Raw genomic sequence first — 21,261 nt, 5'->3', positions numbered from 1 at the left:
ATAAATCAATAAAAAAGCCAGCAATTGCTGGCTTTTTTATATGAAATTTATCTTGGCATATCCTGAATCAATTCCTCATAACTGAGTTCGGTTTTTTGAATGACCTTCAGACGTTGCAGCTGATGCCTGGCTTCATCTTCATAACCATTAAAAGCTAGCAGTTTGGCGTATTTAATCAGGTTATATTTAGTTGGATAGCTTAATACCATCTGTTCACCTGCTTGAATCTGTTCAGAGGATACTTTGCTATAAGGGTTAAGACGAATCCAGTCAATACGATGATTAAACTCTGTTAATAAATAGATTGGCTGTTGATTGGTGATTTTTTCGGGCTGTTGCTCATAACGAATACTTTGACCAAGTTTTGGCACAGCGACATCATAATCCCGATAGATCACGATCAATAACAGTAGTCCAAACCCAAAAATGATTTTCATTGCTATAGCGGGTAAGGTCACGGTTTTGATATTCGGATTTTGGGCTAGAACAGTACCTAAAATAAAACCTACTGGTAAAAGGAAATAGGCATAGTGCTGCGGAAACTCAAACATGGCATGGGTAAGAAAAGCTCCAATCATTAAAATACCAATGACCGACTCAGGAGTTTTCACCCATATTTGTAGCTGATAACCTAAATAGCCGAAATAGGCTAAGAAAGGCAGACCAATAAGCAGTCCATTCCAAACTAAAAAATCAATAATAAAGTTATGTGCACTTCGAATCCAGACTGGGCCCTGCACCGTATCACTGATCGAGACAAAGGCGACACTAGTCTGATACCAGCCATAACCAAACCATGGTTGTGCCTGAATGGCCGCTAGCATTTGCTGCCAAATCGCTAAACGAGACATATCCCCTGTAGCACGCGCTACTACATCACGGCTTTGTACCACCTGGGCATCCATAACCTGTGTTGCCAGTTGACTTAGCAATGGGAAAGCGACAATGCAGGAAATAAATAAAATAAACCAAGCAATGCTGTAATACCATTTCAGACGGATCACACCTTTATATTGATAGAAAGCTAAATAAAGGATAATCGCACTCGCAGCAACCCAAGCAGTACGCGACTGACTTAAAGCAATTCCAATAACGATAGCTAAGGCGCAAGCCACTAACCATTTAGTCTGGATTTTTTTCTTCTCATACAGATAAAGACAGCTCATCAATGCCATGACCAAAAAAGTCGCCATATTATTCGGCTGGGCAAAGTTGGCATAGGGACGTTGAGTACCACTGATATTCACCATGCCTGGCAGTATTGAATCCAGATTCGTCCACTGACATACAGCAATTAAGCCTGTAATCGTTCCTGAAGCTAAAAATACATAGCTAAGATTGGTAAAAGTTTCTTCCCGGTTATAGTTTCCGGTTGAAAGGTTATAACCCAAAACACTTGCGAGCCAAAAACTAAAGACAAAAATAAAGCCCATCATGGCGGTACTAAAGAAAAATACTTGTCCTGTTAGCAATTGAATTATAGGGACACAGGCAAGCACTAATAATGGCAAACTGACCGCAGGGATTTTGAGCTTTTCTTTTAGGCAGATGGCAGCAATCGCGAATAAAGCGAAAAATGCGTACAATTCACCTGTGTACGTGACCCAAGGCCGATAGTGAATGGGCATGAGCCATGCCAGAGAAATGAGAATTGCTGCGATCAGGGCAAGCGTGAATTTCATGGAAATATCAGGCGGTGGAAGTTTGGCACATGATAAACAAAAAGCAGATTAAAGGGTAATTTGCTTTTTGCTTTGACCTTTCAAATACAGGTTAGTTCCACGGGCGTAGATCGACAATCTTAATAACCTCAGCTTTTTCTTTATTAATTAAAACCACCATATCCACCGCATTAGCTTTTAAAGGCAGCCATGCATCTGCTTCTGGATATTTAACTAATTTTTTTTCGATTTCTACCTGAGAGTTATATTGCTCAAGCTCTTTTAAAGATAACGCGCGTTGTTGTATTTGTTCTTTGGCTTGACTCAGCTCTACATAACGTTCTGGGCGCTGCGCAATAGAAATCCCGCCTAGAACTTCAGTGAATATATCATCTTGATGTTGCTGATCACTTTCAGGCATTTTTACTCCAACAAATTCTGGTTTAGTCCATGATACATGCTGAAATTGAGGATGAGCTTGATCAATATTTTCTAAAATAATATCATTTTTTCGTACCAGTTCAAAACGGTCAACATGAAGCACTAACCATGCTGGACGCCCTTGCTCAATACTATAAATACCATAAATTAAAGCGGAAATTTGAATTAAAATAATAAAACTTAAGTCAAATTTAAGCGTTTTTTTTCCTTCTTTATAAACTAATAAGCCCAACAAAGGACCTAAAATAATATCTATTATCAATACTAGTAATATTATTTGAGTTACACCAACCGATTTAGATAATGGATAGGGATACCAAACAAAAAATATTAAAATTCCTAGCGCTATAGCTATAAGTGTGGAAATAGATAAATGACCGAGAAAGAAACGTGTACGTTTAGACATTATTTAACCCTAATAAGAGTCTTTTACAAATGATAAAAAATGATTTTTTATGTTTATATAACTCTAATTTATAAAGTATAACCTTTATAAATATAAAAAGACTGGATGACCAGTCTTTTTTATAACAAGTTCTATACTAAATTAGTAAGTACCTTGACATGATCCTGGCAAATATTTATTAGGTAGCGGATTGCTCGCACCTGGACCACATTTCCAGCCTTGAATAGTCGCCCCACCATCTGTTGCAGCAGCTAATGCTCGCGATGCTGCATCACCTGCTTTAGCTGGTGTTACAGCAATCATTGGTGTTATATCAATAGTATTCTTAGAACTGCTCGTGTCACCACCTAAAGCCGCATCATTTGCAACTACTGTGATCACACCATTGGCATTTGCAGTTCCACTACTTACATATTTAGTAGGGGATAAACTACAAGCATCTTCTAAAGCAGTCCCCAAATTAGCTTGAGGTGCATTTTGTACAATGTCAGTGATTATAGTACGACAAGAGGAACCGGCTAAAATAACTTCAGAAACACGTGCTTTTACTGTGTAATTTTGGTACGCAGGAAGCGCAACTGCTGCTAAAATACCGATAATAGCGACAACAATCATAAGCTCAATCTACTCTATAAGTCACTTTATATGGACATACATCAAACCATTGAATTATATTGTTTTACTTCATTCTTCATTTTGTCCATATGGACATGCTTTTAAAAGGACAAATTTTTCCAATTTGTCCATATAAGAAAATAGCTTTTACTTAGTGTGATAGGATGAATTTTTGTAAAAGCAGACTGATCGTAAAATATTTTAAAATTTTGATAAGCTAAAACCGAATAAAAAATCCAAACTCATTTATAAGCCAACTTTTGTATTTCTTCTTTATGCTGACGAAACACACATTTTGCATGATGCAGAACAATACGTCTAGCCTCTTCGTCATCACCAAATTGCATAGGCAAAGCTTTTATCACTGGGCGAGGTATCCGTTCATTATTTTTTTTAAGTTTGCTAGGCGTTTCACTCTACCTCTTATCAAATATTCATCCTCTAGATACTGTTATTTACACTTTTATTAGCCCCTGTAAGAATGGATAGTTAACTTGATAATTTTAGCGATTGAAATTCCCCAAGGGATTTCATTTATATCTCTTGCGTTGTTAATTTTAAGGAGAATAAAAGGTTAGGCATCCGTATTATTCTGTTTTGGCACCCAACCATGTCCTTCAGCCAAGACTTGCTACTCTAGTTTTTGGGCTTTAATAAAAGTCATGCAATAGTCAATCAGTTCTCTCTTCATAATATCTCTTGTCATCTTCAACAAAAAAGAGCTGCGATATAGCGCAACTTAAAGAACAAAACTGACATTTTTTGTCACTTAATTACATAAATTTACTTATGCATATACTAAGATTTTTAATCTATTAAACAATGTATTGATTTAACAGGATATAATTGATTAATATACTTTGGCACACTTCGTGCAAACTATAAATCAGCTTACAAAGCTTATAAATAAATTAACAAAACATTTGTGGAGAATGTTATGAACGCTCAAAAAGGCTTTACATTAATCGAACTGATGATAGTTGTCGCTATTATTGGTATTTTGGCTGCAATTGCGATTCCTCAGTATCAAAATTATGTGGGCCGTTCTAATATTGCGGCAGCAGTACAAACCATTTCAGCCAATAAAACTGGCTTGGAAGAATATGTCATGGAATATGGTGAGTTTCCAGATGGTACAACAAAAGCAAAAGATGCTGAGAAGAACCAAGATGGTTCAATTAAGTCACCTGCTGTTAGAGCTGAAACTCCAGATGCTTTAGGTATTGTAAATCCATCATTTGGTAAAATTAAACTTAATGATTCTGGCGATGGTGCAGGTGAAATTACTTTAACATTTACTACAGGGAATCCTGGTATTAATGGTAAAAGTGTTCAATTGCAACGTGATGAAAATGGTACTTGGACTTGTGTAAGTGATGTAGACAAAAAGTTTGAAAATAAAGCTTGTTCTATTGGCACAGTAAAATAAGTAGTCTTCTTAAAAAACGCATCAAATTTGATGCGTTTTTTGTTTTAACTCAAAATTTTCCAGCAACAGCGAATTGCACTTTTCCAGCAGTTTTTCATAATCTTCTTTCAGCTGCTCATAATCACTTTTCACCGCTTTGGTCTTAGTTTTAGCCTGTTCAATCCGTTGTGCAGGCGAAAGAACATTTTGCCCAACTTGCTCTGAAGCTTGCTCAATAGCTTCTATAAGCGCAGCATGACGGCTCTTCTTAATCGAACCCCGTTTACGTCCTGCTTCCAGTGCCACGGTATCATTATTAATCGCAGAGCCTTTAGTTAAGATAGTCGGTTTATTGGCTTTTAAACGCTCTAAAGCGGCGTAATATTCATTGAGTGCACTCATATTTTAAACCTCAATATTGATCGTTTGAATTTTTTGAATAGTCTTGTTTAAAGTCATAATCTCGCTGTTCATTTGACCGTACAGTAAACTGCTTGGTGCTTGTTTATTTCTTGCTCGTTGTAATCGTTGTACTGCTTTTTGCATCTTCTCTGCGCTGCCAGTATCAAACACCGCATGGGCACAACTCAAGCAACTAGTAATCGCAGTAAAGGAAATTTTTTCGCATGAATCGGGATTGGTACAAGCCCCAAAAAGGCTAGGTTTATAGGCAATTTCTCCCTTTTTCATCCGTTTAATCGTTTCCTCACGATCTGGAAATACCTTAAGCAATTGCCCACGTTCTTTTTGCAGTTGCAAATAGGTTCCTGCACCGCCGAGTAAACGGCTAGCACTATTAATTACACCATCCTCAAATTGTTCATAAGAATGTACCAAACGCTGATATTCCAGCTCTTGAAGAAACTCTTTTTGACTGTCACTGGCTAAAATGTTGGGAGCAAACACTGCATTATCCCGATAATACAAAGTCATGGCTTCGGTTAAATGCTTATATTGAACGGATAAAGTTCCTAATCCAATAATCCCTGAACGTGCACCATACACAGCTAATGAGCGCCTAAATTGATGGGTACAAATATTCCAATATTCACCCAGCTGACAGTCCTTTTCTTCTCGCCAATTTCGGAAACCATCAAAGGCTTCCAGTTCAGCCAAGTCACCTTCACAGATGCGTAACTCATCACCAAGTAATGCCGAAATATGGTTCAAATACTCGTTAAAATTGGACTGTGTTCTAGTCGGAGCACCTGAAAAATTGGAAATAAAATCCGTTTCATTTTTAATATTTCGATTATTTTTATGCCGATGTTTTTGTGAATATCGTGTTGGAAATAATGGGTATTCAGCAGAATTAGACATATCATAATGTGGGTTGAGCAGGGCGTAGATTTCACCAATGCTTTGTGCTGCATTCACGCCAAATTTAATGTCCTCAAACGTGATCCAATAGGTGGATTTATTACCACCACCATGTAACTTTGAGGTATAGCCCATTAACACATGCACAAGATGCTCATTGCTCTGTACCGTTTGATAGCAGTCATAAGACAGCTGATTCACTTCATTGTCTCGCATGCCTGTAAACAAATGAATCCAAAGCTTGGCCATACCTTGAATCAACGTCATATAACGGGTGAGGTTGGCATGTTTTTGAATCTGATTATTTTCAAACAGTGTCGTTAAACCGAGTAAATCTCGAGCATCAACAAAACTTACCGCATTTTTTTCACGTTTAAATTCTGTCGGCATCAAAGCAAAATTTGCATCCTGCTGCTTGCGCTGAAACCATTTCAGAAGTGCTGAAGCATTTTGATTAAACTCGTTTAATTTATCCGCTAAAGCATTAATGAAAGCAATATAAAGCCGTGAAGGGATCAACTTGGTTTGCGGACCCACTTTGCCCGACTGCAACCTGAGTTGAACAGCCAACTTTGCTAAATGCTCTATTGGCTTATATGTACTAAACGCAGGAATGAGCAATGGGTATTGCTGTTGTAAAGCAAAACAATCCGTTAAAAATGCTTTGATATGGATGGCTTTTTGATAGCTCACACCAACATAAGCATCATTTACTTTTGACATATAAGCAACATCACTAAACAACTGCTGTAACGTACAACCATTTTTGTATGCAAGTCGTGCAAACTGACGCAAAACAGTATGCCGCTTCTCAATACTTTTAATAATCGACTTGCCAGATTTTATATAAAGCAAAGCAAAACTAATTTTTTTCATTTCTGCCCGAATTCGGCAGAAGAGAAAGTCATCTTCACTGGCATTTTTAAGCCAGCTATCAAAACTCAGGCGACAATGACACTTCGGTAAATATGGAGAAAGATCCCATATATTGTCTGAATAAACTGACAATATCTCACCGCTCTTCATTCGCGATAATACAAAAGTATTTGGAACAGTCAGCTGATTATTCTGTAAGTTGTACTCATCAGGTAAAAACCGTTCAGCAATACCCAATGAATACAAATATGAATTAAATGAACTCATGATATCCACCCCAATTCGATCAATAATTCAAAGTGATTCAGCCAATACGCATCTAAATCACCACTTTCAACTTCTTCCTGAATCAACAAAATGCGATCTCTTAAAGTTTCATAAGCGTTTGACAACTCAGTTAGTACTTCATCAATACGATGTAGAACCACGCCGAATTGTGACTCCCATTTAATCAAATCTGTGGCTTTTTGCTTGATGCAACCCAATAAGCTTTTTAATGACAAAAGCTTACGTACATCTTCTTCATCGGCATGGACTGCATAATGCTGACAAAAAAGGCAGTGCTCAAATTGCTGACAATTGGGTATTGGGGCTTGTTCAGTAAAACCGAGCGCTTTTTCTGGCTGTGGGTTTGTTGTTGTACAAGCACCGACAGGTAAAATCTGAGTTTCAAAAGTCTCCTCTAGCGTTTGAACCGCAATACGTTCAACTATTCGTGTTTTTGCAACTGCAACCCTTCTCAGCTCATTAAAAAACTGTGAAATTTGCTGACTCGCATCTTTAAATGAAGTATGTGCATAATTATTTCTTGCTGTATCGAGTGAGTGATCCATTACTTCGGCTTCAAGCAGTAGATCACCATTGCTTAACTCAACAGTTTGACTGCTTTTATGTTTACGCCACTGCTGCGGAGTAATCCAAACCATTTTAGGAAAAATACGTTGCAAAAACCTTTTCATATTTTGCAGTTTAGTGTACCCGATGGGGACAAATTTAAGCAGTTCATCACGTTGTAAGAAGATGAAATCACAGGTCTCATCTTGGAGATACCAAGCCCGAAGCTGCAAAATTTTTCTAAAAATCGGTTCAAATTTTACCCTAAATTCAGGGTATACCATCTTTCCGTCGGCACGGCTTTTCGTGCCCGAGAACCTTCGTCCCTGAGTTGAAGGCAAGACTTCCATCTTATCAAGTTGTAACTGCTGGGCTGTATCTAAATTGGCCCCCGTTTGTGCGATAAAGAGTAACATGCCGATGACAAGACCATATGAAGCAAGTCTTTCACGCTCTATGTGTCGCTTATCCTCATTACGTTGCTGCAATTTATACAGGGCTTCATTACGGTTTTCACGTAAGCGCTTTCTATATTCACTATCCTCAGCAAGACCAAAATCAGCCAGCATTTTGGAAAAAGCTGGAATAACCGCATATTTGGCTAAATAACCCTGAATATCAAATTGAATATGCTTTTTTTCAATTTGATGATGAAAGCCGGAGTAAAAATAAAAGTTTTCGTCATCCACCGATTTAAAGTGCGCGGGAAAGTTTCCTTCATGCACAACAATACGGTGGATTTCAAGAAATATATTAAGCAAAGTCGCATAAGTTTTCTGGTGATCTTCCTCCGCAATCGGCAAGATAGGAACATCATAACGCTGAGACTGTACTTGCATCGCTTGACTAACAATATCAATTTCATGACAGTCAAATACATATGCTATTAGTTTGGCTACATTACGCTGATACCGCTTTGCAGTGTGTGCAGCCAAACTGTCCTCTTCTGTATCCGCAAGCAAAGTGCGGTCAACAAGATATTTACTATAGCTACGATACGCATCGATCACACTGTCTTTATTCGATAAGTCAAAATTTTTCTTTTGCCGATCAATCCAATCTAAAAATATTTTGATAATGGAATAGAACCTGCCTTTCGACAGCTCTGATCCACTCATTTGCAGCAAATAATCCGTTAAACACTGCAAAAAATAACGTCTTTTTTCATCAAAAGATGCAGAAATTTCATCTTCAGATATATTTTCATATAATTCTCTTTTACGAAAAAATAGAGTTCCAATATCTAATCTTTTATAACTAAAAGAAGCTGTTTTATCTTTACAGACGATAACAAGTCGCTCATGTTCTTTAATCTGTTTGTTAATATCAGCTATATGTACAAACAATAGAGTACGAGTGAAATTCATGACAAATCTCCTGCTGAATTGACAGAAGACATCACATACTTCATCAAACTTGATTCATACTCATGTTGAATTTTACTACGCCATTGCAATCGTGATTTATAGCTCAAATACTGTAAAGTGGTAGCTATCTTGCGATGACCCATGCGAGCTTGCACATATTCCACCGCAGTCATGTGGTTATGCCCTTCGGGTAGGTGCTTCAACTGACTTTCAAGTAGATTCATACCAAAACTGGCACGTAAATCATGAAATTTGAAACTTTGAAATTGCGGATCAATCAAGCGGATTTCAGGCAATAACACACATTTTAAATAGCTGCGTACCGCTTCGCCTTCATAGAACTTAAGCCTAACCCCAAATGAGTCAGAGGCTTTAATCTTCTCTGTCAACTCTTGCTGTTCAACTTTGCTGGTATAGAAAGGTGTACCAAGCTTGGTGAGAAAAACATAATTTTCATTCGAGTCACCATAGTTTGACTTCTGTCTACGCTGACGCGCTTGTTCACTATTGATATAAATTTTAAGATCTTGCGCTAACCAACTCGGAATTAAAAGCGTCATCGGCTTCTGAAATTTAGTATCCACACCTGTCCCCGCTCCAACAGGCAGACGGATGAAACCATGACTATCAGTCTCACGATTTAATAAACAATTAATTCGTAAAGTACAAATCGTTTGCAAACGTGCGCCCGTGAATAAAGCAAGATAGAACATCAATTGATATGCACGTGATGATTTTTTCAATGCTTTTAATACAACAGCTTGCTCTTCAACAGTTAATGGGCTTAATTCACCACCATCAATAATGGCTTCAGAGTTCGGAGCTTTGGCTGGGACATGAATCGCAAGATCATGTGACTTGATTGCCAACTGTCTACGTGCACCGAATTCATTATCTACCGCAATATATTTGTAGACATCTTGGAATGGAAGTCCATAGCTTTGATGATCAACCAAGTCTTCTATGACAAGAAATCGATAAAAATTCACCACCGCATTAATTCGACTACGTGCCGAAGTGGCTGGAATTAAACCTGCATTTACTTGCTCAATCAGATGAGTACGATATTTAAAAACCGCATTCAACTGTTTTAATTTATGAAACTTTAAACAGTCTAGCTGCTCATCTTCCAAAAAGCGCTGAAAATCAATCAATTGATTAGCAATCGAAGCAAATGTTTTAAAATTATACTGCACTGTTTGCTGTAATATTTTCAGTAAATACAGATTAAAAATTTCTGATGGGCTGCCATCTCCCTGAATAATTAAAGGGAACTTAAGGTAAACATCACCATTTTTTTCGAATTCTGCATCATTTAAACAACGGGTTGCTTCAACCAGTTTCAATAGCTGAAATTTTGAAAGGGTCACGACTTTCGCTTGAGACCGGTAACGTGACTGACCATTTTTAAGTTTAGTGCTCATTTGAGCCTCCTGTTTATTAAAAAACAGGCAAAAAGCCACCTTGAGACAGGATTGACAAAAATGCCCCTATTCATCAAAATGGAATTGTCTGGACACCAATCAAGACAATCTATAAAAGCTCATGTTTCCGCATGGGCTTTTATACTTTTTGCCAAATAAAAATAATTAATTGTTTAGCAGCTATCTTTGTGCTCCTTCATTCCAAGTTTAACTGCAATTTCATGACTTTTTCCTCTCAATGGAATCCGATTATTATTCAAAATCCGATACACCAAATCTGGAGAAAAATTATTATCTCTAGCCCAACTGGCGATAGAAATACCAGATGAAGAAAATTCCTCTTTAACTTGAGTGATTGACTTACTCATAATGAGCCACCTTGAATATTTTTGAAGAAAATTAATATTTTTTTTAATTATGGTCAAGTTTAATTTTTAAGTTAAATTATTGTTTTATTTATATAATATTTTAAAAATTATTTATGTAAAATAACTAAAATGATTTAATTAAATTATCCAAAAACTGTATTTTAATTTCGCAACTATGTTTTTTAAACTCATTTTCATCTTTCATTTTAGAAAGTCTTAAATCAAGTTGAGGATATTTTAAAATAAGCTCATAAATAAAATTATCATGCAAACATATTTCATCCAACTCTTTATTTAATTTGTATTTCTCCTCTATCAAAAGTTTCCCATAATCTTTATCTAAAATCTTACAACGTAGCATTTTCAGCTTTGATGTTTCAGTATATAAATACACCCTAGAATTGCTTTCTGAATATTTAAAACTTAAAAAACCATTTTTAGATAAGACTCTTAAACCCGAGTACATATATTGTCTGAGCTGAGCAGGGTTATGCATTTTTGAATGATCAAACTTCACCCAAAATGATTTAGCTTCCCATTCATGAATTTCATATTCGCTTAAAACTTTGGCAAATTGGTTAGCAAGCGGAAGATAGAACGTAAACATATTTAAAGTTTCACTGTTTTACAAAAAGAGGATTATAGTCCGTGGATGTATAGTCCTCAATTGTTGATATTTCTGTTTTTTGAGCAGTTAATCGTGAATGACAGAACTATCTAAGGAAATTGGAAAATTATTACGTGCTACTAGATTAGAACAAGGAATTACACAAGAATTCTTAGCACTCCAGTGTGGGATTGATCGAAGTTATTTAGGTCGAATTGAACGAGGTGAAGTTAACTTAACAGTGGAAAAACTTTATGAAATTGCATCAGCATTAAATGTTAACGTAAAGGATTTATTACCTTAAGATATTGAAATTTATATATTTTATTATGATAAATTTTAAAGTCTACAAAGCAATCTAATGTTTTAAAGGTGATTGTATTTATGTTTTATAATGATTAAATATTTGACCACAATAACTAAAAAAAGCACTTAATGATCATTTTTTTGATCATTATAAGCACAAATAAAAACATGGTAAAATGAATTCAACTGGAAATTCTTAAGCCATATTGAAGCAATAGCACTATGAAATTTAATGCATATACAACGCCCAGTGCTATGGGTCGCGAATTAGGCGAACGTTTAAAACGAGCACGATTGAATTTAGATCTAACTCAAGAAGAAGTTGCGCAGTCAGCAGGTATTAGCCGCTACACAGTCAAAATCTTGGAACAGGGAGATGGAAAGGTACAGGATTTAATGGCACTGCTCATTGCTTTGGACTGTACTGAGCAATTGGACAATTTATTAGTCCCTCAAATAATTTCACCAATTCAATTATTTAAACTTAGAGGAAAAATTCGTAGAAGAGCCTCTGGTACAAATCATGATGCAATAACAAGCTAAAGAAATAAAATAACTAAATAAGATCTAGATTGGTAATAAAAATGACAGCATTAATTTAATTAATTAAATTCTACACTGTTCCTATTCAGTGATGAGATCATTGATTTTTTTCATTACGCTCAATTAATTGAGCTTACATGCCTAAAAAATGGAAGAAGTCCATATTAGCTAACTTATGGATTCTTGATTTTATATGGACACTTATGGAGTATCGATGAGCGTAAAGCCCTTTTGCATTGTATTCATAACATTCTCCACAAATGTTTTGTTAATTTAATTATAAGCTTTGTAAGCTATTTTATACTCAGCACTAAACGTGCCAAGTTTTATTATAATAATTTTAGAATAAAAAACAGCAGTTTAAAAAAATATTTTTCAATTTGTTATTTTTAGGTTTCATTTTGTGTAGATAACTGACAAAAATTGTCATTTATTTGACTAAAGTCACCCTAGCATGATGGGTTTATTTCCTAATTCATTTTTTAAATCATTCATTTTTCGATCATAGTATTGATTTAAAATTTCTCCAATCTGCTTAACACCCAAAATCACACCATTCTTATACTTCTGTTGTTTCAATTGCTGGATAATATTTTCACAGATCTGATCCCATACATCTTGTGCAGTTGCCTGTTTAATTCCCCGATCAATCACAATTTCAACTTTATGATCACAGAGGTTTAAATATACAAGTACACCACTATTATGCTCTGTATCCCAAACCCCAAGTTCAGCAAAAAGTTGTCGGGCTCGACACAGCGTATCTTGGTAATAAGCAGAACGAGAAGGTAAAGATCCTTCAATCACCACCTGAATTTCTCCCACATGCCCATGCTCTGCTTCTTCTACAGCTAATGCAATGGCATGCTGATCCTGCTTGGAGAAAAATCGCTTGGTTGCAGGCATATAAAAGAAATGCTTAAGCCAGCGCTTAAAACTTGGTTGGGCATGCTCTTCCAGCTTAGGCTGCGTGACAATATCTGTTGTATCTGTAGTTGTTACCATGAGCCTGATGCTCCTCCCCCACCAAAACCACCGCCGCCTCCACCGAAGCCGCCGCCTCCAAAACCACCACGTCCACTACCACCGCCACGACCTCCACCTGCCATGAAAGCATGCAGGATCAACTGAGCAAGTGAGGTTACGAGCAAAAAGAAAACTCCAGCACCAATTAATAGGCTAGCGACCAATCCCATGCCATTGACTAATCCAGCTGCGGTACCCGCTACTGCAGCAGTGGCCGCACTCAACTTCCTGCCAAAGATCATGGAACCAATGACACCAGCGACGATAATAAAAATAACCGAACCAAAAGTCGCTTGAGATGCTTGCTGTGCTTTATAAGCCTGTTCCTGACGTTCTTTAAGCTCAGCCGCTGCTTGAGCTGCAATCTCAGGATCCAGATTTAGAATACGCTCGATTTCTGCCAGACCGGCATCTATCCCTTGCGCATACTGACCCTGCTTAAACAAAGGTGTAATTTTGTTATTAATAATTCGTCCAGCCACAATATCTGGCAGAACACCTTCTAACCCATATCCAGTTAAAATCTGGATACGATGATCATTTACTGCAATGGTCATTAACAGACCATTATCATGTTCTTTTGATCCCAGTTGCCAACGATCTGCCACACGCATGGAATAGTCAAAAATATCTTCCTGTCCAGTAGTAGGGACAATCACTACTCCGATCTGAGCCTTACCTGCCTGATAAAGATTGATGATTCGTTGACTAAGTTGTTGTTTTTCTGCTGCCGTTAATAAATTTGCCTGATCAATCACCGGCTCATTCATGCTGGGCAAGTCGCGCTGAACCTGACCTTCTGCCATATCATTGGCAATTTGGCGCTGCGGTGCTGTATCTGCAGATTCTACATTTTGATCCGTAGTATTCGTTTTAGGCTGCAAAATTTCACGTGCAACAATCACTTCTTCTGTATCAGTTGCTGTTGCTGTTTCACTCCAGGCAGGATTCATCAGGCTCATAATGAGGCTGAGAAATAGACCTATATAAAGTTTTACAGCGCTTATATGCATCATTGCAGCCACCTTATTAGTGATTACCCAAGATCAAGCTTAGTCAAATGAAACCTTAGGTGCCTGTTGCGCACTCTGCTCTGCACTAAAGTTTGGCTTGGTATCCATTCCAATGACTTTGGCCGTCATCACCTGCGGGAACTGACGTGCATAAGAGTTAAAATCTTGTACAGTCGTAATATAACGGTTACGCGCTACCGCAATACGGTTTTCAGTACCTTCAAGTTGTACCTGTAAATCGCGGAACTGCTCATTGGCTTTTAGATCAGGATAATTTTCGGTTACTGCCAGTAGACGTGACAAGGCACTGGTCATTTGTGCCTGTGCTTCCTGATAGCGCTGGAACAGTTCAGGATCTTCCAGCACTTCACGATCAACTTTCAAACCTGCAACATTGGCACGTGCCTGAGTCACTTCAGTCAATACCTGCTCTTCATGTGCGGCATAGCCTTTTACCACATTCACCAGATTCGGCACCAAGTCAGCACGGCGCTGATACTGGTTCTGCACTTCAGACCATGCCGCAGTTACTGCCTCATCCTTGACTTGTAAGGTGTTATAGCCACAACCTGTAAGCGTCAGGGTACTGGCTAACATCAGAGCAATGAAAGATTTTTTTAATACAGGAATCATCTTTTCTCCTCAATTCTTTATTGATATTTATTTAATTAATTTGATTTTAAACATATTTTTCTCATTTTTTGTTAATTTTTATAATTTTTTACTTTTATCGTTTTTATTCCTTCTGTTCTGCTTCTGAGCTACGAATTAATATTGGATATATCTATAAGTTCAAATCCATATCTACTATAACTTCTTAGAACTAAGCTGACTGAACTAGTAAAATGAAAAAAATAAAAAACCCGCCGTAGCGGGTTTTTTAAATAAATGATTAACTTAGATTAAACATCAAGGTAATCGAGAATACCTTCTGCAGCCTGACGACCTTCCCAGATCGCAGTCACGACCAGGTCAGAACCGCGAACCATATCACCACCAGCAAAGATTTTTGGATTCGAAGTCTGGAATTTGTATTGCTGCTGTTCAGCTGCAAGTACGCGACCAGAACCATCCAGATTGATTTCTACATCAGTGAACCAGTCTGCTGGGCTGGTACGGAAACCAAATGCCAGCAATACTGCATCTGCAGGCAGAATTTCTTCTGAACCTGGAATTGGTTCCGGACTACGGCGGCCACGGCTGTCTGGTTGACCCAGTTGAGTCGTTACCACTTTTACGCCAGTCACTTTGCCATTTTCACCCACGATTTCGATAGGCTGACGGTTGAACTGGAATTCCACACCTTCTTCACGCGCATTTTTTACTTCACGACGTGAACCCGGCATGTTCGCTTCATCACGACGATAAGCACAAACTACTGACTCAGCACCTTGACGGATTGAAGTACGGTTACAGTCCATCGCGGTATCACCACCACCCAAGACAATCACTTTTTTGCCTTCAACGCTGATGTATTCGGATGGATCTTTTTCCCACCCTTGGCAACGGTTCACGTTAGCAATCAGGAAATCCAGTGCATCATACACTCCATCCAGATCTTCACCAGCAAAGCCACCTTTCATATAAGTGTATGTTCCCATACCCATAAAGACAGCGTCATAGTCAGCAAGTAACTGGTCGATAGTAACATCGGTACCAATTTCAGTATTCAGACGGAATTCAACACCCATACCCGTGAAAATTTCACGGCGGCGTTTCATCACGTCTTTTTCCATCTTGAATTCTGGAATACCGAAAGTCAGCAGACCACCAATTTCAGGACGTTTATCAAATACAACTGGCTTAACACCATTACGTACCAGAATATCAGCACAGCCTAGACCGGCAGGACCTGCCCCAATGATAGCAACTTTCTTGTCAGTCCATTTCACATGAGACATGTCTGGACGCCAGCCTAAAGCGAAAGCGGTGTCATTGATATATTTTTCAGCATTACCAATGGTGACTGCACCAAAACCATCATTTAAGGTACAAGCACCTTCACACAGACGGTCTTGGGGACAAACACGACCACAGACTTCTGGCAAAGTATTGGTTTGGTGACACAATTCTGCTGCCTGGAAAATACGGCCTTCTGCCAGTAACTTCAACCAGTTTGGAATGTAGTTATGAACCGGACATTTCCATTCACAGTATGGGTTACCACAACCTAGACAACGATGTGACTGATTTGCAGCCACTTCTGTTGTGAAAGGTTTATAAATTTCCACAAATTCTGCTTTGCGGACGTCAATCTCTTTTTTCTCTGGATCTTGGCGTGCGACATCCAGGAATTGAAAGTCATTATTTAGGCGCTCTGCCATCTCTCTCTCCGTGGGTAGACCCAAAGCTTAATTCGCATTACCTTAGGTCTGCCTATATCTGCAGTAGTGGAATTATTGTGGATCAGCTTGAGTTGTTTTCAACAAGGTCAATAAGTTAGCTGCTTTTGGTTTTACCAGCCAGAACTTACGACTATAGAAATCAAACTCATGGCGGATCTTGTACGCCCAAGCACTACCTGTTTCTGCAATATGTTCATCTAAAATGCGAAGCAAAAAGGTCTGATGTTCTTCCATCGCTTCAGTTGAGATACGGTTCAGTTCAATCAACTCATGGTTGTAATGATCTACAAAATCATTGTCCAGGTCCAATACATAAGCAAAACCACCGGTCATACCTGCACCGAAGTTATGACCTACTTTACCCAAGACTGTCACAATACCGCCAGTCATATATTCACAGCAGTGATCGCCTGCACCCTCAATCACAGCAAAGGCACCAGAGTTACGAACTGCAAAACGTTCACCCGCAGTACCCGCAGCAAACAATTTACCACCAGTCGCACCATACAGACAGGTATTACCAATGATCGCAGTATTTTGAGTCTGGAATGGCGAACCTTTCGGTGGGAAGATCGAGATACGACCACCTGCCATACCTTTACCCACGTAGTCGTTCGCATCACCTTCCAGTTTCAGATGCAGACCACCGGCATTCCAGACACCGAGTGACTGACCCGCTGTACCAGTCAGATTTACTTTAACTGGATGTGCTTCCATACTCAGGTTGCCATAACGTTTGGCAATTTCACCTGACAGACGTGCACCAATCGAACGGTCACAGTTACCTATTGTGAAGCTGTATTCACCACCTGTACCTGCTTCGATCGCTGGCAGAATTTCTTCTACCATTTTCTCAGCCAGAATACCTTTATCGAATGGTTCATTACCTTGTACTTCACAGTACTGTGCTTTACCTTCTGCTGCTGGATGTGACTCTAGCAGTTTGCTCAGGTCAAGGTGAGCATGTTTGTCAGTTTCACCTGGCAGGATTTCCAGCAAGTCGGTACGACCAATCAGGTCTTTCAGGCTAGATACGCCAAGTGCCGCCAACCATTCGCGAGTTTCTTCAGCAATGAAAGTGAAGAAATTGATCAGCATTTGAGGTTCGCCGATGTAGTGCTCTTGGCGCAGATGATCCTGCTGAGTTGCAACACCGGTCGCACAGTTATTCAAGTGACAAATACGCAGGTATTTACAACCTAAGGCAATCATTGGTGTTGAACCGAAGCCGAAGCTTTCTGCACCCAAGATTGCGGCTTTTACGACGTCAAGACCAGTTTTTAAACCACCATCAGTTTGAACGCGTACTTTGCCACGTAAGTCGTTTACACGAAGTGCTTGATGCGCTTCACTTAAACCTAATTCCCATGGAGAACCCGCATGGTGAATCGAGGATAATGGAGATGCTGCTGTACCACCGTCATAACCAGAAATGGTAATGAAATCGGCATAAGCTTTTGCCACACCTGCTGCAATCGTACCCACACCCGGTTCAGATACCAGTTTCACCGATACCATCGCTTGCGGATTGACCTGTTTCAAGTCAAAGATCAACTGAGATAAATCTTCGATTGAATAGATATCATGATGTGGTGGTGGTGAAATCAGAGTAACACCCGGAACTGAATAACGTAAACGGGCAATCAAGCCATTCACTTTACCACCTGGCAACTGACCACCTTCACCTGGTTTTGCACCTTGAGCTACCTTAATTTGCAGTACTTCTGCTGATGTTAAGTACGCTGGAGTTACACCAAAACGTCCGGATGCAATCTGTTTGATTTTCGAGTTACGGATGGTGCCATAACGCGCTGGATCTTCACCGCCCTCACCAGAGTTAGAACGACCACCGATAGTGTTCATAGCAATCGCAATCGCTTCATGTGCTTCAGGAGATAGTGCACCCAAAGACATACCCGCGGAGTCAAAACGAGGCAGGATATCTTCTACAGACTCAACCTGATCCACTGGAATTGAGTTGTCAGTTTTCAGCTTGAATAAATCACGGATGGTTGCAATCGGACGGTTATTTACCAGTTCTGCATATTCTTTAAAGTCAGCATAATTACCAGAACGTACTGCTTTATGCAGTGAGTTAATCACGTCCGGGTTAAACGCATGGTATTCCTTGCCGAAGACGAATTTCAGCATACCGCCCTGATCGATTGGCTTACGGTTTTTCCATGCCAAATCTGCCAGTTGTTTCTGGTCATTTTCAAGATCAGCAAAAGTTGCACCCTGAATACGGCTCGGAACACCTACGAAGCATTTATTCACAACTTCATTGGATAAACCGACTGCTTCAAACAGCTGACCGCCACGGTAAGAAGCCACAGTTGAAATACCCATCTTAGACAGGACTTTCAGCAGGCCTTTTTCAATACCCTTACGGAAATTGTTTTGCGCATAGACCGGATCACCTAGCAATTCACCTTTAGCCACCAGATCATTGATCACGTCATATGCTAGGTATGGATAAATTGCTGTCGCGCCAAAGCCAAGCAGAACGGCAAATTGATGTGGATCACGGGCGAAACCGGTTTCAACAATCAGATTCGCATCAGTACGCAGACCAGTATTGATCAGATGATGGTGTACTGCACCAGTGACCATCACAGCATTGGCTGGCAAGAAACCTTCACGGATTTTCTTGTCTGAAAGTACCAGTAAAGTTTTGCCGTCACGAATCGCTTGCGCTGATTCTTCGCAAATACGAGCAATCGCAGCTTCCAGACCTTCAGTTTCAGCATAGTTCAGATCAATATCTGCAATCTCATAACCTGTACGACCTAGCGTACGGATCTGATGCATTTTTGAATTAGACAAGACCGGACTTGAAATAATCAGACGGTCTGCATGTTCTGGACCCTGTTCGAAAACGTTTTGTTCACGACCTAAACAGGTTTCCAGCGACATCACAATCGATTCACGTAATGGATCGATTGGCGGATTTGTTACCTGTGCGAACTGCTGACGGAAATAGTCTGATACATGACGCACCTGACGTGACAGAACCGCCATCGGTGTATCGTCACCCATAGAACCTACAGCTTCCTGACCGCTTTCAGCGATTGGACGCAGCAACTGGTCACGTTCTTCGAAAGTTACCATGAACATTTTCTGTGCCGCTTTCAGGTTGTCACCTTTCAAGCCTCGCTCACATAGATATTCTTCCAGCTCAGGGCTACCTTGTAGACGTACAGCATTTTCACGTAACCATTCACGGTACGGACGCATACGTTTCAGGTGATTATTCACATCCTGAGTATCTAGTACTTTACCGGTATAAGTATCGATCACCAGCATTTGGCCAGGACCTACACGTCCTTTAGAAATGACATCTTCAGGTTCATAACCCCATACACCGATTTCTGAAGCCAGTGTGATGTAGCCATTTTTAGTGATGACCCAACGTGCCGGACGCAAGCCGTTACGATCCAGCATACAGATCGCATGACGACCGTCTTGGATAACTAAACCAGCAGGGCCATCCCATGCTTCCATATGTTTAGAGTTGAACTCATAGAATGCACGTAAATCAGCATCAAGCGTTTCAACGTTCTGCCAAGCAGGTGGAACCAGCATACGTAGCGCACGGAACAAATCCATACCACCACCCACGAGGATTTCCAGCATATTATCCAGACTAGATGAATCTGAACCAGTACGGTTTACGATTGGACTCAGCTCAGTCAGACCTGGCAGTAACGGGTTTTCAAATTTAGGCGTACGCGCCATTGCCCAGTTACGGTTAGCCGTAATGGTATTGATCTCACCATTATGTGCCAGGTAACGGAATGGCTGAGCCAATGGCCAGCGTGGCAATGTATTGGTAGAGAAACGTTGGTGGAAGACCACGATATGTGATGCCAGACGCTCATCAGCCAAGTCAGTATAGAAGTCAGCAATAGCTGCTGGCATCATCAGACCTTTATAGCTGATTACAGTTGAGCATAAGGTCGTCACATAGAAGTATGAATCACTGGTTAACTGCTGTTCAGCACGACGACGCGCAAGGAACAATTTACGGTTGAATTCAACTTCAGTCACACCGATTGGGCAGTTCACGATGACCTGCTCAAAAGCCGGCAAAGACTGCATTGCAATCTCACCGAGCGCATCATTATTCGTCGGTACAACACGCCATGCGATAACGCGACAGCCTTCTTCTTCAATTTCTTTCGTCAGGACTTGTTTTGCATGTGCGGCTAATGCTGGATCCAGATTCAGGAATACTGTACCCACAGCAAAAATCTCACTTAAGGTAATGTCACTTAAGCGTTTGGCCTCTTCACGGAAGAATTCTTTAGGCATTGCCAGCAATAGACCACAACCATCACCGGTCTTGCCATCAGCAGCAATACCGCCACGGTGGGTCATACAACTTAGACTATGAATTGCGGTCTTGACCAGATCATGACTGGCATCACCCTGCATATGGGCGATCAAACCGAAACCACAGTTATCTTTAAACTCATCCGGTTGGTATAAACCTTGAGCGGGAGCTACATTATTAGGCGATGGCATGTGCATAGCGTACCCTTCTTTTCACTAAGCCCGATAGGCTATTAAACAATCTAAATTCTGCTGTGCGTGACTGTCTGATTTACTCGGCAAGCTAAGCAGCTTTATAGAGCAAAATATCATTGAGTATCTTTTCAACATAATCCTTTTTCAGACGGAATGCATGAAAAATAACAT

General features: G+C 39.7%; 17 protein-coding genes. 3 read left to right on the top strand and 14 right to left on the bottom strand.

Features of this window, described 5'->3' with window-relative positions; translation table 11 throughout:
* Positions 1 to 47: 47 nt before the first annotated feature.
* The 3 genes from FTV12_RS06115 to FTV12_RS06105 form a co-directional block, all read right to left on the bottom strand.
* Positions 48 to 1,682 carry a PglL family O-oligosaccharyltransferase gene (locus FTV12_RS06115; RefSeq protein ID WP_180033750.1) on the bottom strand — a complete coding sequence of 545 codons (1,635 nt, stop codon included), beginning with the start codon at positions 1,680 to 1,682 and terminating at the stop codon, positions 48 to 50.
* A gap of 91 nt (positions 1,683 to 1,773) precedes the next feature.
* Positions 1,774 to 2,508 carry a TfpX/TfpZ family type IV pilin accessory protein gene (gene tfpZ / locus FTV12_RS06110; protein WP_180033749.1) on the bottom strand — a complete coding sequence of 245 codons (735 nt, stop codon included), beginning with the start codon at positions 2,506 to 2,508 and terminating at the stop codon, positions 1,774 to 1,776.
* Between the two features lie 141 nt (positions 2,509 to 2,649).
* A complete protein-coding gene (locus tag FTV12_RS06105; RefSeq protein WP_180033747.1) occupies positions 2,650 to 3,123 on the bottom strand; it encodes a pilin in 474 nt (157 codons plus the stop codon).
* A gap of 937 nt (positions 3,124 to 4,060) precedes the next feature.
* Between FTV12_RS06105 and FTV12_RS06100 the strand changes: the two genes are divergently transcribed.
* Positions 4,061 to 4,552, top strand: a complete 492-nt coding sequence (locus tag FTV12_RS06100) for a pilin (protein WP_180033745.1) — start codon at positions 4,061 to 4,063, stop codon at positions 4,550 to 4,552.
* Positions 4,553 to 4,573: 21 nt separating this feature from the next.
* On the opposite strand, the gene FTV12_RS06095 is transcribed toward FTV12_RS06100, so the two are convergent.
* From FTV12_RS06095 to FTV12_RS06070, 6 genes are all read right to left on the bottom strand, one after another.
* Positions 4,574 to 4,933 (bottom strand): hypothetical protein, encoded by a 360-nt coding sequence (locus FTV12_RS06095; RefSeq protein WP_180033744.1) that lies wholly within the window; start codon positions 4,931 to 4,933, stop codon positions 4,574 to 4,576.
* Between the two features lie 3 nt (positions 4,934 to 4,936).
* Positions 4,937 to 6,994 (bottom strand): hypothetical protein, encoded by a 2,058-nt coding sequence (locus FTV12_RS06090; RefSeq protein WP_180033742.1) that lies wholly within the window; start codon positions 6,992 to 6,994, stop codon positions 4,937 to 4,939.
* Positions 6,991 to 8,928 (bottom strand): hypothetical protein, encoded by a 1,938-nt coding sequence (locus FTV12_RS06085; protein WP_180033740.1) that lies wholly within the window; start codon positions 8,926 to 8,928, stop codon positions 6,991 to 6,993. The genes FTV12_RS06090 and FTV12_RS06085 overlap by 4 nt, the downstream gene beginning before the upstream one ends.
* Positions 8,925 to 10,352, bottom strand: coding sequence for a site-specific integrase (locus FTV12_RS06080; protein ID WP_180033739.1), 1,428 nt, complete (start codon positions 10,350 to 10,352; stop codon positions 8,925 to 8,927). Before FTV12_RS06080 ends, FTV12_RS06085 begins: the two co-directional genes overlap by 4 nt.
* Before the next feature lie 173 nt (positions 10,353 to 10,525).
* Positions 10,526 to 10,720: a DNA-binding protein gene (locus FTV12_RS06075; protein ID WP_086044392.1), complete on the bottom strand. Its 195-nt coding sequence runs from the start codon at positions 10,718 to 10,720 to the stop codon at positions 10,526 to 10,528.
* 124 nt (positions 10,721 to 10,844) lie between these two features.
* Positions 10,845 to 11,327 carry a hypothetical protein gene (locus FTV12_RS06070; RefSeq protein ID WP_180033738.1) on the bottom strand — a complete coding sequence of 161 codons (483 nt, stop codon included), beginning with the start codon at positions 11,325 to 11,327 and terminating at the stop codon, positions 10,845 to 10,847.
* 97 nt (positions 11,328 to 11,424) lie between these two features.
* Between FTV12_RS06070 and FTV12_RS06065 the strand changes: the two genes are divergently transcribed.
* Positions 11,425 to 11,631, top strand: a complete 207-nt coding sequence (locus FTV12_RS06065; RefSeq protein WP_180033736.1) for a helix-turn-helix domain-containing protein — start codon at positions 11,425 to 11,427, stop codon at positions 11,629 to 11,631.
* A gap of 224 nt (positions 11,632 to 11,855) precedes the next feature.
* Positions 11,856 to 12,176 (top strand): helix-turn-helix transcriptional regulator, encoded by a 321-nt coding sequence (locus FTV12_RS06060; protein ID WP_180033734.1) that lies wholly within the window; start codon positions 11,856 to 11,858, stop codon positions 12,174 to 12,176.
* Between the two features lie 444 nt (positions 12,177 to 12,620).
* Here the strand turns inward: FTV12_RS06060 and FTV12_RS06055 are convergent, their stop codons facing one another.
* The 5 genes from FTV12_RS06055 to gltB form a co-directional block, all read right to left on the bottom strand.
* Complete coding sequence (locus FTV12_RS06055) at positions 12,621 to 13,181, bottom strand: TPM domain-containing protein (protein ID WP_180033732.1); 561 nt, start codon at positions 13,179 to 13,181, stop codon at positions 12,621 to 12,623.
* Positions 13,175 to 14,218 (bottom strand): TPM domain-containing protein, encoded by a 1,044-nt coding sequence (locus tag FTV12_RS06050; protein WP_180016591.1) that lies wholly within the window; start codon positions 14,216 to 14,218, stop codon positions 13,175 to 13,177. Before FTV12_RS06050 ends, FTV12_RS06055 begins: the two co-directional genes overlap by 7 nt.
* 36 nt (positions 14,219 to 14,254) lie before the next feature.
* The gene (locus tag FTV12_RS06045; RefSeq protein WP_004787108.1) at positions 14,255 to 14,848 is read right to left on the bottom strand and encodes a LemA family protein; all 594 of its coding nucleotides are present in this window, start codon (positions 14,846 to 14,848) and stop codon (positions 14,255 to 14,257) included.
* Positions 14,849 to 15,117: 269 nt separating this feature from the next.
* A complete protein-coding gene (locus tag FTV12_RS06040; protein WP_004787110.1) occupies positions 15,118 to 16,539 on the bottom strand; it encodes an FAD-dependent oxidoreductase in 1,422 nt (473 codons plus the stop codon).
* Between the two features lie 72 nt (positions 16,540 to 16,611).
* Positions 16,612 to 21,087, bottom strand: coding sequence for a glutamate synthase large subunit (gene gltB, locus FTV12_RS06035; protein WP_180033730.1), 4,476 nt, complete (start codon positions 21,085 to 21,087; stop codon positions 16,612 to 16,614).
* Positions 21,088 to 21,261 lie beyond the last annotated feature (174 nt).

Source organism: Acinetobacter sp. YH12233, from assembly GCF_013417725.1.
Taxonomy (GTDB): Bacteria; Pseudomonadota; Gammaproteobacteria; order Pseudomonadales; family Moraxellaceae; genus Acinetobacter.
The sequence above is the reverse complement of the archived record's forward strand: the minus strand, read 5'-3'. Positions and strand labels throughout refer to the sequence as shown.